Annotated in this window: 12 protein-coding genes; 9 read left to right on the plus strand and 3 right to left on the minus strand. The window is 58.7% G+C overall.

Going from position 1 to position 13,626, the window contains the following annotated elements; all coding sequences use genetic code 11:
• Positions 1-213: 213 nt before the first annotated feature.
• The 4 genes from mutY to FIV05_RS00490 all read left to right on the plus strand — a co-directional run bounded on the left by mutY (position 214) and on the right by FIV05_RS00490 (position 3,810).
• Entirely contained in the window at positions 214-1,293 is a 1,080-nt protein-coding gene (gene mutY, locus FIV05_RS00475; protein ID WP_152508306.1) for an A/G-specific adenine glycosylase, read from the plus strand.
• A gap of 83 nt (positions 1,294-1,376) precedes the next feature.
• Positions 1,377-1,925 carry a 2OG-Fe(II) oxygenase gene (locus FIV05_RS00480; RefSeq protein ID WP_152508307.1) on the plus strand — a complete coding sequence of 183 codons (549 nt, stop codon included), beginning with the start codon at positions 1,377-1,379 and terminating at the stop codon, positions 1,923-1,925.
• A 209-nt stretch (positions 1,926-2,134) separates the two neighbouring features.
• Positions 2,135-2,620, plus strand: a complete 486-nt coding sequence (bfr, locus tag FIV05_RS00485; RefSeq protein WP_023001976.1) for a bacterioferritin — start codon at positions 2,135-2,137, stop codon at positions 2,618-2,620.
• 83 nt (positions 2,621-2,703) lie between these two features.
• Positions 2,704-3,810 carry a Gfo/Idh/MocA family oxidoreductase gene (locus FIV05_RS00490; protein WP_152508308.1) on the plus strand — a complete coding sequence of 369 codons (1,107 nt, stop codon included), beginning with the start codon at positions 2,704-2,706 and terminating at the stop codon, positions 3,808-3,810.
• Positions 3,811-4,035: 225 nt separating this feature from the next.
• Here the strand turns inward: FIV05_RS00490 and FIV05_RS00495 are convergent, their stop codons facing one another.
• Positions 4,036-5,544, minus strand: coding sequence for an AMP nucleosidase (locus FIV05_RS00495; RefSeq protein ID WP_152508309.1), 1,509 nt, complete (start codon positions 5,542-5,544; stop codon positions 4,036-4,038).
• A 198-nt stretch (positions 5,545-5,742) separates the two neighbouring features.
• On the opposite strand from FIV05_RS00495, the gene FIV05_RS00500 reads away from it, so the two are divergent.
• The 4 genes from FIV05_RS00500 to FIV05_RS00515 all read left to right on the plus strand — a co-directional run bounded on the left by FIV05_RS00500 (position 5,743) and on the right by FIV05_RS00515 (position 9,612).
• Entirely contained in the window at positions 5,743-6,543 is an 801-nt protein-coding gene (locus FIV05_RS00500) for a transporter substrate-binding domain-containing protein (RefSeq protein WP_173013735.1), read from the plus strand.
• Positions 6,544-6,667: 124 nt separating this feature from the next.
• Positions 6,668-7,474 (plus strand): amino acid ABC transporter permease, encoded by an 807-nt coding sequence (locus tag FIV05_RS00505; RefSeq protein WP_152508310.1) that lies wholly within the window; start codon positions 6,668-6,670, stop codon positions 7,472-7,474.
• Between the two features lie 180 nt (positions 7,475-7,654).
• A complete protein-coding gene (locus tag FIV05_RS00510) occupies positions 7,655-8,341 on the plus strand; it encodes a DNA-3-methyladenine glycosylase I (protein WP_152508311.1) in 687 nt (228 codons plus the stop codon).
• A gap of 131 nt (positions 8,342-8,472) precedes the next feature.
• On the plus strand, positions 8,473-9,612 hold the full coding sequence (locus FIV05_RS00515; RefSeq protein WP_209009816.1) for a site-specific DNA-methyltransferase: 1,140 nt from the start codon (positions 8,473-8,475) through the stop codon (positions 9,610-9,612).
• A gap of 108 nt (positions 9,613-9,720) precedes the next feature.
• Here FIV05_RS00515 and FIV05_RS00520 read toward each other — a convergent pair whose 3' ends face one another.
• Together FIV05_RS00520 and FIV05_RS00525 are read right to left on the minus strand one after the other, a co-directional pair.
• Entirely contained in the window at positions 9,721-11,526 is a 1,806-nt protein-coding gene (locus FIV05_RS00520) for an EAL domain-containing protein (RefSeq protein ID WP_152508312.1), read from the minus strand.
• Positions 11,523-12,107, minus strand: a complete 585-nt coding sequence (locus FIV05_RS00525; RefSeq protein WP_062490227.1) for a heme NO-binding domain-containing protein — start codon at positions 12,105-12,107, stop codon at positions 11,523-11,525. The genes FIV05_RS00520 and FIV05_RS00525 overlap by 4 nt, the downstream gene beginning before the upstream one ends.
• A gap of 424 nt (positions 12,108-12,531) precedes the next feature.
• Here FIV05_RS00525 and FIV05_RS00530 point away from each other — a divergent pair, with 424 nt between their 5' ends.
• Entirely contained in the window at positions 12,532-13,476 is a 945-nt protein-coding gene (locus tag FIV05_RS00530) for a helix-turn-helix domain-containing protein (protein ID WP_209009817.1), read from the plus strand.
• Positions 13,477-13,626 lie beyond the last annotated feature (150 nt).

Here is a 13,626-nt window from a genome sequence, read left to right on the forward strand (position 1 = left end):
TTGTAGCGCTAATAGCCTACCTCCTCATCCAGATGTAAGGTGCGGCGATTTGCCGGCCATTTTCCGGATTGGGGTGTTGTGTCTCAATAGAATACGACAAAATGACGACGAATACTTTCCCCAACCTCACCGCACTGCCTTTATCAGCCAAGTTGTCCCCAGGCTATCCAAGGCTTGCTGCTTCATATCAACACCACTTGTTCTGCTGATCTCATGGCGTCTGCTTCCCCTTCCCGACTGCTTCTCGACTGGTACGACCGTCATGCCCGGCGCTTGCCCTGGCGGGTTTCCCCGGAAGACCGCCTACTGGGCGAAGTCCCCGATCCCTACCGGATCTGGCTGTCCGAAGTCATGCTTCAGCAAACGACCGTTGCCGCCGTCAAAGACTATTTCGCGAAGTTTACGCGAAGCTGGCCAACCGTAACCGATCTTGCCGCCGCGGCTGAAGAAGACGTCATGAAAGCCTGGGCGGGCCTTGGCTATTACTCGCGGGCGCGCAATTTGAAAAAATGTGCCGAAACCGTTGCCCGCGATCACAACGGCCGCTTTCCGGAAGACGAAGACGCATTGCTGAAGCTGCCGGGCATCGGCCCCTATACAGCTGCCGCCATCGCAACCATCGCGTTTGACCGGCACGCGGCAGTGGTCGACGGCAACGTGGAGCGGGTGCTGACACGACTTTTCCAGATCGAAACACCGCTTCCGGACGCCAAACCCGAAATAAAGGCGAAAATGGCTGGCCTGACACCGGACCAACGGCCCGGTGACTTCGCGCAGGCGGTCATGGACCTTGGCGCGACCATCTGTACGCCCAGACGTCCGGCCTGCGCGCTCTGCCCGTGGCGATCTATCTGCAAGGTGCAATCCTCAAGCCTTGCCGAAACACTGCCGCGCAAAGCACCCAAGAAGGAAAAACCCACCCGTTTTGGTGCTGCTTTCGTGGCTGTCGATGCGGCGACGGGGGCCGTGCTGTTGCGCCGCCGCCCACCAAGAGGCCTGCTTGGCGGGATGAGCGAAGTGCCGGGGACCGAATGGGCAGAGGATTTCTGCTCTGAAGCGGCTCCAGACTTCGCACCGTTTCACGCGGATTGGCAGCAGCGACCGGTGGAAGTGAAACACACCTTCACCCATTTCCATTTGCGGCTCACGGTCTATCGCGCCGACCTTACGGCAGACACCACTCCACTGCTTGACGGTGCCTGGTGGTCGGCCCCGGAAGTCATTGAAACCGAAGCCCTTCCCACGGTTATGAAGAAGGCTCTTGCCGCTGCGTTCGAAAGCCCCCGGAAATAGTTCTTTCCCGGCTCAAGAAAACAGTTGCAGTTTGTCCGGTTTGGATGTTGAACAGCGCACCCATTCCTTGGATCTGAGCCTCGATGTTCACCTATTCCTATGACGCACTCTTCTCTCAAGAGGACTGCGATGAAATCATCCGCCTGAGCCGGGCCGAAGCTCAGGATACGGGCGGCCTCGTCGGGGGCAAGCAGCAGGGTGACATCCGCCGGGCCAGAATCAGCTGGCTTGATGACGAAGGCGAAGCGGGATGGGTTTTGAACCGCGTGATGACCGCCGTTGCAAAGGCCAACCGCGAGGCTTTCGATTTCGACATCACCGAGTTTCGGGAGAAACTGCAGGTCGCCATCTACGACGAAAGTGAAGAAGGCCATTACGACTGGCATTCCGATGTCGGCGAAGGCCCGATCGCGCAATTCCGCAAGGCAACCATCGTCACCCAGCTTTCCCCTTCACAGGACTATGAAGGTGGCGCGCTGGAAATCAGCCTTGGACACAAGGTGATGGCCGCATCGCGTGAACAGGGCTGTGCAACGCTGTTTGCCAGTTTCATGCTGCACAGGGTGGTACCCGTGACCAAGGGCACTCGCTACTCGCTGACCTGCTGGAGCCACGGCCCCCGCTTTCGGTGAGGTCTGAGTGAGGCCAGGTGTCTACGGCTCCGAACCTTGCTCTCCGCTCCCGGAAAAACGTCAAAGCGCATGTGATCGGTTTCAATTCGCTGTTTCGGGGTGTAACCAGTGGAAGTTACACTTCTGTGCACAATGGACCCTTGCGCCTGCCGTGAATTACTCTAGAATAATTCTAAACAAAGATCGGTTTGCAATAAGGAGGCTCTGCCGTGAAAGGGAATGAAAAAGTCATTGAGTGCCTGAACGAAGCTCTGTTTCTGGAGCTCGGCGCCATCAACCAGTACTGGCTTCACTACCGCCTCCTGAGCGACTGGGGCTTTGCGCGCCTTGCCAAGAAGGAACGTGAAGAATCCATCGAGGAAATGCAGCACGCCGACAAGCTGGTCGACCGCATCATCTTCCTGGAAGGCCATCCGAACATGCAGAAGGTCGCACCGCTGCGCATCGGCCAGAACATCAAGGAAGTGCTGGAATCAGACCTTGCCGGCGAATATGACGCCCGCACGGCCTATGCCAAGTCCCGCGATGTCTGCCGCGAAGAAGGCGACTATGTTTCCATGCAGCTTTTCGAAGAGCTGCTGTCCGACGAGGAAGGCCATATCGACTTCCTGGAAACCCAGATCGACCTTCTGGAGAAGATCGGCGTCGAGCGCTACGGCATGCTGAATGCCGCACCAGCCGACGAAGCCGAGTAGTCGCAAGCGGCCATATCATTGGTTATGTTGAAGCCGGTGCAGGTCTGCACCGGCTTTTTCATTGCAATTGGAGGTGCGAAACCATGAGGGAAATCCGGATCGGGCTGATCGGAACAGGCTATATGGGCAAGGCCCATGCGGTTGCCCTGAAATCAGTGGCGTCGGTTTTCGACACAGGCCTGCGCCCGATTTGCGAGACGATCTGTGCAACGACGCTGGAAGGCGCCCGGGAAAAGGCACGTGCTTTCGGGTTCAACCGGGCGACGGACGACTGGCGCACTGTCGTTGCCGATCCGGCGATCGATGCGGTTGTGATTGCCTCACCCCAGTCGACCCACATGGATATCGCCATTGCCGCCTTTGAAAACGGCAAGGCTGTCTTTTGCGAAAAGCCGCTTGCCAGCCACGCCGAAGATTGCCGCAGGATGATGGCGGCGGCAGAAGCCTCCGGCCTGCCGAACATGACCGGCTTCAATTACATTCGCACCCCTGCAAGCCAATTTGCCCATGACCTTGTCCAGTCAGGCCGGATTGGTCAGATCCACTATATTCGCGCTGAACACACCGAGGATTTTCTGTCAGATCCGCAAACGCCGTCGCACTGGCGAACCAAGGACATAAGCAACGGCTGCATGGGCGATCTCGCCCCTCACATCATCAACGCCGCCCTGCGCCTTGCAGGGCCGATCTCCAGCGTTAGTGCGGATATCCAGACCGTCCATTCCGAACGCCCCGGCGCAAACGGGCCGGAGGCGGTCACCAATGACGATCAGGCCCATCTCATGTGCCGCTTTCAAAACGGTGCGATGGGACATCTCTTCATCAGCCGTGTCGCCACCGGCCGGAAGATGGGTTACGTCTACGAGATATACGGTGACAAAGGTTCGATCCGCTTCGACCAGGAAGACCAGAACGCGCTCTGGCTTTACCTTGCAGAAGGGCCGGAGGCGGAACGCGGCTTCCGCAAGATCCTGACCGGTCCGGCACATCCCGATTACCTGCCCTTCTGTCAGGGCCCCGGTCACGGAACCGGTTATCAGGACCAGATCATTATCGAGATGCGGGACTTCCTGAAGGCCATCGAAACCGGAGCACCTGTCTGGCCGACCTTCCGGGACGGGCTGGAGGTGCAACTGGTAACGGAAGCTGCCTGGAAGTCGTCGAAGACCGGTACTTGGGCGACGGTTTGACGGACGGGACGGCTGGGGGCGAGCGTTGTTCGCCAAGGTGTGCCCCAGGACAAGCGCAGCGCAGATCCGGGGCCTATTGGCAAATCAGCTTGCCAAAGCAGGACGTTCTGCCTGCCCCTTGCCGCGCCAGGTCATTTCTCTGGAAATGAGTAGGCCCCGGGTTTCGCTTTGCTCGCCCGGGGTGACACTCATCAATCGGGAAACTCCCTGCCCGCACAGGAAACTTTACTGGAACGCCGTCTCGGCAAAGCTGCGGAGCTTGCGGGAATGCAGGCGTTCTGCCGTCATGTCTCGCATCTTCTCCATTGCCCTGATGCCGATCTGGAGATGCTGGGCGACCTGGCGCTTGTAGAAGTCGGTCGCCATGCCCGGCAGTTTCAATTCGCCGTGGAGCGGCTTGTCCGAAATGCACAGCAGCGTGCCGTAAGGCACCCGGAAGCGGAAGCCGTTGGCCGCGATGGTTGCCGATTCCATATCGAGCGCGATGGCACGGGACTGGGAGAACCGCTTGACCAGTTCCGGCTGGTCCCAGAGTTCCCAGTTTCGGTTGTCGAGCGATACGACGGTTCCGGTGCGCATGACACGTTTCAGTTCATACCCATCGATACCGGTGATTTCTGCAACCGCGTCTTCCAGAGCCACCTGCACTTCGGCGAGCGGCGGGATCGGCACCCAGATCGGCAGGTCCTGGTCGAGCACATTGTCCTCTCGCACATACCCATGGGCCAGCACATAATCACCAAGCGTCTGGCTGTTCCTGAGGCCGGCGCAGTGTCCGAGCATCAGCCAGACATGCGGGCGTAGCACCGCGATATGATCCGTGATGGTTTTGGCGTTGGACGGCCCGACACCGATGTTGACCATGGTGATGCCGCTGCCGTCAGCCCGCTTCAGGTGATACGCTGGCATCTGAGGCAATTTTGTCAGTTCTTCGCCGTCCGGCTGTGTCTGTCCTGCCTCCAGCACCACGTTGCCGGGGGAAACAAACGACTCGTAACCACTGTCCGGCTGCAGCAGCAGCGCCTTGGACATGCGGCAGAACTCGTCGATGTAGAACTGGTAGTTCGTGAAAAGCACGTAGTTCTGGAAATGCTCGGCCTTTGTCGCGGTGTAATGCTGCAGACGGTGCAGGGAATAGTCGACGCGCGGCGCCGTGAAGGATGCAAGTGGCATCACACCGTCGGCCGGATCGTAGGTGCCGTTGGCGATGGAATCGTCCATCACCGTCAGGTCGGGAAGATCGAACATGTCAGCGAGGGGACGGTCGAGATTTGCTGCTGCAGCGCCGCCTTCCACATGGGTTCCGTCATAGAAAGCGAAGTGCAGCGGGATCGGCATGTCGCTGTCGCCGACCTGGATCGGCACGTCGTGGTTCTTCATCAGCAGCGAAAGTTGCGACACCAGATAGTTGCGGAACAGATCCGGGCGGGTAATCGTGGAGGCGTGGGTGCCAGGGCGGGAGACGAACCCATAAGACAGGCGGCTGTCGAGGCGGACGTGGCTGTCGGTCACGATACGGACCTGCGGATAGAACGCGCGCACGCGGCCGTCGATTTCCTTGCCATCCAGAAGGTCCTGAAAATGCTGGCGCAGAAAGGCAGTGTTGGATTCAAAAATTTCGATCAAACGGTCGACCGCCTTGTTGGCGTCGGTAAAGACCTCAAGCGGATGCGATGGTGCATGCCGGACCCTGCGGGCGGCTTGATGAAAAACGTTTTTGGTTGAGTTGGACATAAACCGTCTCCTTATTGTTGTTATGGGCTCACAGTCCCGCTAACGCTTGCCTTGGTCAATAGATCTAGCATCGGATTTTGAATTTTTTTTCGCAGAGAGAAAATTTCTGCACAAGCCCCTCAGCGAGGCATTTGAGCAGGCTTTCCCAAACCGTGGCAAGCGGCTAAAGTCCGGCTAACTTTTGACCAGGAGTTTCCCATGAAAAAAACCGTTCTGACCCTCGCGGTCGCCGTATCCTCCCTGATTGGCGCAGGCGTCTCCGCCCTTGCCGACAATCTGCCGGATCTCGGCGGCCGGGACATTGTCATCGCTTCGGAAAACACCTACCCGCCGCTGCAGTTCGTCGACCCCAAGTCAGGCGAGGCAATCGGCTGGGAGTATGACGCGGTTGCAGAAATCGCCAAGCGGCTGAACCTGAACGTCACCTTTCAGAACACCAGCTGGGATGCGATGATCCCTGCCATCTCCGCTGGCGAATACGACATGGCGATGAACGGCATCACCATTCGCGCCGACAGAGCCGAGCAGGTCGACTTTTCGGAGCCCTACATGCGGTCTGAAATGTTCATGCTGGTGCGCGCCGATGAAGACCGGTTTACCGATGCAAAGGGCTTTGCCGCCAACACGGACTTCCTGGCCGGTGCTCAACCGGGCACCACGCCCTTCTACGTCACTGTTTATGAGGTGCTGGATGGCGATGAAGCCAACCCGCGCATCAAGCTGTTCGAAACCTTTGGTGCCGCTGTCCAGGCGCTCAAGGCGGGCGACGTCGATCTGGTCCTCACAGACAGCACTGGCGGCCAGGGGTATGTCGCGACCAATCCGGACACATTCAAGCTGATCGGCGATCCGATGGGCTCGGAAGACTTCGGCTTCATTTTCCCGAAAGGCTCTGACCTGATCGAACCGATCAACGCGGCTGTCGCCAGCATGCGCACAGACGGCACGCTGGATGCCCTGAACAAAAAGTGGTTCTTCGACTATAAAGTCGCCCAGTAAGGCCATCCTCCGCCCCTGCGCGGCTGGACTTTCCACCTCATGGCCGGTATCCGGGCTTTTTGGCCCCGATGCCGGCCATTTTCGTTTGAACCGCCGTTAATAAAGCTGGAGCCGAGACCAACCCATGTTCCGCAACAAGACACCGTCCGGCGCCCCCAAGGAAGACTTTCCCTACTGGCTTCTTGCTGCCGTCGGCATTGCGGTTTTCCTGTTGTTCCAGATCGCCACTGACGACATCTATTCGCAGGTCATGTCGACGGTCTCGCGTGGTATCGGACTGACGGTCTTCGTGACCTTGGTCGCCTTCTTCTGCGCGTCCCTGATCGGGCTCCTGCTGGCGCTCGCCTCCCTGTCCGGATCAATCGTCTTGCGGCAGATAGCCCGGTTCTACGTCGAGATCGTGCGCGGCATGCCGATCATCGTGCTTCTGCTCTATATCGCCTTCGTCGCAACGCCGCTGTTCATTGCCGGGGTCAACGCCATTCTGGAACCTCTGGGCCTGGACCCGCTGCGCACTCGGGATTTCCCGCTGCTCTGGCGCGCCGTTCTCGCACTGACCATCGGCTATTCGGCCTTCATCGCCGAGGTCTTTCGGGCAGGCATCCAGGCGGTCGACAAGGGGCAGATCGAGGCAGCCGAAGCACTCGGCATGAACGGTTGGCTTCGCTTCCGCCTCATCATCTTCCCGCAGGCCCTGAAGACCATCCTGCCGCCCCTCGGCAATGATTTCGTCGCCCTGATCAAGGACAGCTCGCTGGTCTCGGTTCTGGGCGTCGCGGATATCACCCAGCTGGGCAAGGTCTACGCTGCCGGCTCCTTCCGGTACTTCGAGACCTACAATGTCGTCGCGCTGATCTACCTGATGATGACAATCACGCTTTCCCTGGCCCTGCGCAAATTTGAACGGACAAAGCAGATCCAGGAGCGCTAAGGTTTTCGCCTGACCCCGCCTTTCCTCCTCCCTCATCCCGAGGAGGCGCGACGCGCCGTCTCGAAGGATGGACTGCTTGTTCCCGAGTATGTAGCCCATCCTTCGAGACGGGCCTTGCGGCCCCCCTCAGGATGAGCGGGTGCTGGGGGAAGGGCTTTATGCAGCGAGACGGAGACCCGCATGCGTTCCTTTGAAGAAATAGAAGCACTGGCCGCGGAGAAGAAAGGCGGACCAGAAGCACTCGATGCTCTTTTGGCAGAGCATAATGCGCCCAGGACTGCGGAAGAACTGGAGAAGGTCGGTGACGATCGCTGGTTGGCCATGTTCACCAAGTGCGTGTTCCAGGCCGGTTTCAGCTGGAAGGTGATCGACCAGAAGTGGCCGGGTTTCGAGGAAGCTTTCGAGGGGTTCGACGTTCCCCGCCTCGCCTTTCTCCCTGACGAGGCCTTTGAAGCTCTGCTCGGCGACAAACGCATCGTCCGCAACGGCGCCAAGATCCGATCTGTGCAGGAAAACGCGATTTTTCTAAAGGACCTTGCGACCGAACACGGCAGCGCAGCCGGTTTTTTCGCGCATTATCCCGTCAACGACCAGATCGGCCTGATGGACCTGCTCAAGAAGCGCGGCAGCCGGCTTGGTGGCAACACAGGGCAAATCGCCTTGCGCTTCATGGGTAAGGAAAGTTTCGTCCTCTCCGGCGATGTGGTTAACGCCCTGATCCGCGAAAATGTCATCGAGAAGGACACGATGTCGAAAAAAAATCTTACCGCGATTCAAGCCGCCTTTAACGAATGGAAAGCAACTTCCGGTCGTCCCCTGAACGAAATCAGCAGAATTCTGGCCTTTTCGGTCGGGACAAGTCATTAACTTCTCATTCAGCTTTTACGATTGTAAACAAAGCCTTGATTCAAAGGGAATTTTTGTTCCGTCAGCTTAACCGCTGATTTACCAAACCCGGTAACCATGACACTCGAAATTGCGTGAGGTATTGCGTCGCAATGAGTGTACTGCGTACCGGGGTGTCCTTCGCGGCACCCCGCCTATCAAATGAACCGGAAGCTGGTGCTTCCTGGCTGAACACGATCCTGAAGGGCGACTGCGTTGCCGCCCTTGAGAAACTGCCGTCCCGGTCTGTTGACCTGGTCTTTGCGGATCCGCCCTACAACCTTCAGTTGGGTGGCGACCTGCACAGGCCGGATCAGTCCAAGGTGGATGCCTGTGACGATCACTGGGACCAGTTCGAGAGCTTCCAGGCCTATGATGCTTTCACCCGCGCCTGGCTGCTGGCCGTCCGCCGGGTGATGAAGGCGGACGGGTCGCTGTATGTGATCGGCTCCTATCACAACATCTTCCGCGTTGGCGCGATCCTGCAGGATCTCGGCTTCTGGATCATGAATGACATCGTCTGGCTGAAGTCCAACCCGATGCCGAACTTCCGCGGCAAACGGTTCACCAATGCCCACGAGACCATGATCTGGGCGGTCAAGTCGAAAGATGCGAAGCCGACCTTCAACTACGATGCGCTGAAGACCTTCAACGAGGACCTTCAGATGCGCTCCGACTGGCACCTGCCGCTGTGCACCGGCGCCGAGCGGCTGAAGGGCAAGGACGGGCAGAAGGTGCATCCGACCCAGAAACCGGAGGCCCTGCTCTACCGCGTTCTGACCGCGTCCTCCAAGCCGGGCGATGTCGTGCTCGACCCGTTCTTCGGGACCGGCACCACCGGGGCTGTCGCCAAGAAGCTTGGCCGCCACTATGTCGGCGTGGAGCGTGAGCAGGACTATATCGACGCGGCCACGGCTCGTATCGAGGCCATCGAGCCAGGCGATGCCGCATCGCTGGAAATGCAGCAGGGCAAGCGGGCTCTGAAGCGCATCCCGTTCGGCACGCTTCTGGAAAGCGGTCTGCTGCAGCCGGGGACGGAACTCAGCTGCCCGAAAGGCAAGCATCTTGCCATCGTGCGCGCCGACGGCTCGCTCAAGTCCGGCGATCATACCGGCTCGATCCACAAGGTCGGTGCACTGGTACAGGGTCAGGAAGCCTGCAACGGCTGGACCTTCTGGCACATCAACGAGGGCGGCAAGACGTCGCCCATCGACGATCTCCGCAAGGAAATCAGATCCCGCCTGCAGGCATAAGCAGGCACTCCAAAGAGAGACTTCGCGTTCCCCGCGAGATCGACTTAGCCCCGTTTCCCAGAAAAGGAGACGGGGTTTTCTTTATGGAATACGGGAACGGTGTCTCGATCAGGCGCTCTTGTATTTCACGTCCGGCGCCCAGACATCCAGCCATAGCAGGATCTCGTCGGCACCGATGGGCGGCGAAAAATAGAAACCCTGAAATAGACGGCAGCCACAGTTTTGCAGGAACTCCAGCTCCTCGCGGGTTTCAACGCCTTCCGCCAGAACGTCCAGCCCCATGTTCTTGGCCATTGCCAGCATGGCGCCGGCAATTCTCTGCATCTTCGGGTTTCTGTCGAGCCCGGAAACGAACGAGCGGTCGATCTTCAGCGTCGCGACCGGTGTTTCGATCAAGGTTGCGATGGAGGAATGTCCGGTGCCGAAGTCATCAAGTGCCAGGGCGAAACCTGCCTGTTCCAGGTTCCGACACTGGGCAATCAGCTCCTGATCCGACTGGTCGAAGAGGATCGATTCCAGCAGTTCCAGCTGAATGTCCCCGGGCTTCAGACCGGCCGCGGCAAGTTCGGCATGCAAGATCGCGACAAACTCCACCGACCTGAGGTTCGATGCAGTCACGTTCAACGAGAGCTTGCCTATGTCCCTGCCGGCGGATTTCCAGGCAGCAAAATGGGTGAAGGCCTTGCAACGCACTTGCCGGTCGATTTCGGACATGATGTTTGCCCTGGTCGCCGTTTCCAGGAAACGGGCCGGTGGCAACACCCCTTGTTCTGCCGTGTCCCAGCGCGCGACCACCTCCAGGCCGCACACCCGGCCAGTGACGATATCGATCTGCGGCTGAAAATAGGGAACGAATTGGCTGCGTTTCAGACCTTCTTCGATCTGCGAGACCAACCTGCTCGTCTCCTCGTGCCGCCGGATCATCTCCTTTGACAGCAATTTGACGGACGACCGGGTGACCTTGGCATCGTAAAGCGCGATATCGGAATTGGCGATCAGCCTGTCGGCGTTCTGCACTTCGCCGGGATGAAACAGAACCATGCCTATACTCGCGCTGACCTGGCAGCTGTGTCCGTTGTAGCGGATCGGCATGGCGATCGCATTCAAGAGGCGCAGCGCCATGGCATAAAGGCTTTCCTTGTCCGGAGGCTCAGCCAGAAACAGGGCAAACTCATCACCGCCAAGCCGCGCAGGAAGATCGTTCGGACCGCATATCGCCGACAACGCCTCGGCCGTCTGCATCAGGATCATGTCGCCCGCGGTATGACCGAAGTTGTCGTTTATCGACTTGAATTCGTCGAGGTCGATGTGAAGGAGCGCAAACACGTGCCCGGTGTCGGGCAGCTGCAACGCCTCTTCCAGACGCCGGTGCAACGCGCCCCTGTTGGCAATCTCCGTCAGCGGATCCTGCGAAGCCTTTTTTTCCGCTTCGATCTTCGCCGCCTTCAATGCGGTTGCCATCTTCTGGCTGTCCTCCAGAAGCGTGCGTTGCGCTTCGAAGGAGTAGAAGAGATCGATGGAAAAGTCGTTCGGTTTGAAGTCGGTTTCTGTCAACCCGAAACGCTCGACGACCTGCGACAGGTGAAGACCGAAGGACAGGTCCAGAAACACCGTGTCCTCGTCCGCAGCAGCAAGGGCGAAACCGCGAAACTGTATAGGCTCGCCATCCTGCGGACATGCGGAAAGGACCAGTTTCGTGCCGAGCCTTTCACGAATACAGGCCATGGATCTGACGCTACGCGGCCTCTCAACCGTGAAGACGTCGAACAAATTCGCTCCCGACGCTTCCGGACCGAGGATCCGTTCAAGGGTCGGGCCCAGTCCACTGATCCGGCCGCGATTGTCCAGGACAACATGCATTGGAAATAGCATGTCGATGGCCTTGCAGGTCAGATCGAGTTTGGATGCTGTCAAATTCCGGCCTCGGTTCTCATGGGCTTGAGTGCGGTGTCGAGGATCCGGATTTCAAAGATGTCGTGATCCGCCTGTTCCGATTTCACCGCGACCTGGTTGACCTCGATGCTCTCACCGGTCTCCTTGGCGAGACCATGCAGAAGTCCGATGACCATCGGCGCCAGTCCGTCACGATCGGAATAGTAGTGCAGAATGCAGGATCCATCTTCCTTCTGGTCGACCTCGAAGGACGGCGGCTTCAGATGTGGCATCGACAGCAGGATCCGGTCGTGCATGTCATCGAGCCCCTTCAACTGCTCGATGAAGGAATTGCCGGCAAGGCGCATCAGATTGCCGAAATGCGAGGCGCCTGCGTATTCGACCCAGTATTTTCCGAAGATGCTCAGGACGTCTGATGCAGGCAGGCCGGTAAAGCTGCAGATAGCACCGACAAGCTTGTAGGTGATGGCATCGTCATAACTCGACATTCTTTCAAATTCGAGTTCCTCCAGGCCCGCGGTTTCGCAAATGCTTTGCCAGGCCTCGGGTCCGTGATTGTCCAGAATGAAGGTGCGAATGCCTTCGTTCACCATTCCATACATGCAGACTCCTCCAGAGTTAGCATTGTGAGTATACGAATTTGCTTACGTCAGCATTAATCAGTTCCAGACATATGTCTGTTTTTAACTGCCATTACTGGCAAACAACCACTACCTCCGCGCGAAGTTTTCAAATTAATTACCCAACGTTTCTATTTCTCCAAATAACCCATTGAGAAAAACAACAATGAATACCTGAAACTCTTGCCGGAAGAACGCGCATCGTTTGAGGTACCGGAAAGGCAACGCCTACCTTCGTGCCCAGCCCGCCGGCGTCTTCGGTTCGGCCCCTTGCCGGACAGACGACTTGCAATCGCCATGCAATCCCTCCATCCTCCGCGATCAATCGAGCGTTCATGGGAGGAACGATCCGACGGTTTGAATCCGGCGCAGACTGCCGGAAGACCCGAGGCCGGCGGTCGCATTTATGAAGGACCATGTCGAGACAGTTCTGCGAACCGTGCAATCGGGATCGGCGCCTGCGCTGTCCCGGATTGCAGCCTCGTGGCGCAGATCGATCGACAAGCACGGCCTAGACCCTGCCGCCCACAAGGCGCCCCAGCGCATGGGGGACGACCAGCTTTACCGGCGGCGGGAAGAGACAGGTGCCTTCCTGAAAATCGCCACGCCGAAACTGGACCAGTTATTCGGTCTGGTCGGTCAGTCCGGCTGCACGGTTCTCCTGACCGACGCGGAGGGGGTTGTGCTCGACCAGCGTTGCACGAGCGCCGATGCGGACATCTTTCAGGACTGGGGTCTCAGCCAGGGCACCGACTGGAGCGAAGCCGCCGTCGGAACAAACGGCATCGGCACCTGCCTTGCCGAGGAACGCAATCTGATCGTCCACCGGCAAGAACATTTCCTGGCTCGCAATGTCGGCATGAGCTGCATGGACGCGCCGATCTACGGTCCGGACGGCAGGCTGGCCGGTGCACTCGATGTGTCTTCTGCCCGTTCCGACCAGACGGAAACCTTCAACCGGCTGATCGCAGCGATGGTCTCGCAGACTGCAAGACAGATCGAGATCGAAACCTTCCGCGCCGCTTTTCCTGCCGCCCGTATCATCGTCGCCGACGGGGAAACCACGGATACCGCAATGCTGCTTGCCGTCGACGCCGATGACATCGTTCTCGGGGCAACACGTGCCGCCAGAAAGGCCTTCGGGCTCGGAGCAAGCGGCCCTCTGAAGCCCCTGCCCGCGTCTGACCTGCTTGGCCGCGAGGATGGTCCGAGCGGCTTTGAGAAGGCCGAAAGGGCTGCCGTCATTCGTGCACTGGCGCGGGCCGGCGGCAACGTTTCCGAAGCCGCGCGCGCGCTCGGCATCGGCCGTGCAACCCTTTACCGGCGAATGAAACGGCTGAACATAGACTGATATCCCGGCTGACCTGTCTCAGAACTGAGACACATGCCGGACACAGGCATCTGCCCCCTCCTACCACTGCGCAAGCTCCTCCGGCACAGTCCGCCCATTCCCGGTGGAGGACCGGGACCTTCGGCCCGTCGCAGCTTCTTCGGTTGCCAG

The sequence above is a fragment of the Labrenzia sp. THAF191a genome (genome assembly GCF_009363335.1).
GTDB classification, from domain to species: Bacteria; Pseudomonadota; Alphaproteobacteria; order Rhizobiales; family Stappiaceae; genus Roseibium; species Roseibium algicola.

Bases quoted from the DNA above. Each gene is read 5' to 3' on its own strand.
- mutY (WP_152508306.1), top strand. From the start codon at position 214: ATGGCGTCTGCTTCCCCTTCCCGACTGCTTCTCGACTGGTACGACCGT.
- FIV05_RS00480 (WP_152508307.1), top strand. From the start codon at position 1,377: ATGTTCACCTATTCCTATGACGCACTCTTCTCTCAAGAGGACTGCGAT.
- FIV05_RS00490 (WP_152508308.1), top strand. From the start codon at position 2,704: ATGAGGGAAATCCGGATCGGGCTGATCGGAACAGGCTATATGGGCAAG.
- FIV05_RS00495 (WP_152508309.1), bottom strand. From the start codon at position 5,544: ATGTCCAACTCAACCAAAAACGTTTTTCATCAAGCCGCCCGCAGGGTC.
- FIV05_RS00500 (WP_173013735.1), top strand. From the start codon at position 5,743: ATGAAAAAAACCGTTCTGACCCTCGCGGTCGCCGTATCCTCCCTGATT.
- FIV05_RS00505 (WP_152508310.1), top strand. From the start codon at position 6,668: ATGTTCCGCAACAAGACACCGTCCGGCGCCCCCAAGGAAGACTTTCCC.
- FIV05_RS00510 (WP_152508311.1), top strand. From the start codon at position 7,655: ATGCGTTCCTTTGAAGAAATAGAAGCACTGGCCGCGGAGAAGAAAGGC.
- FIV05_RS00515 (WP_209009816.1), top strand. From the start codon at position 8,473: ATGAGTGTACTGCGTACCGGGGTGTCCTTCGCGGCACCCCGCCTATCA.
- FIV05_RS00525 (WP_062490227.1), bottom strand. From the start codon at position 12,107: ATGTATGGAATGGTGAACGAAGGCATTCGCACCTTCATTCTGGACAAT.
- FIV05_RS00530 (WP_209009817.1), top strand. From the start codon at position 12,532: ATGAAGGACCATGTCGAGACAGTTCTGCGAACCGTGCAATCGGGATCG.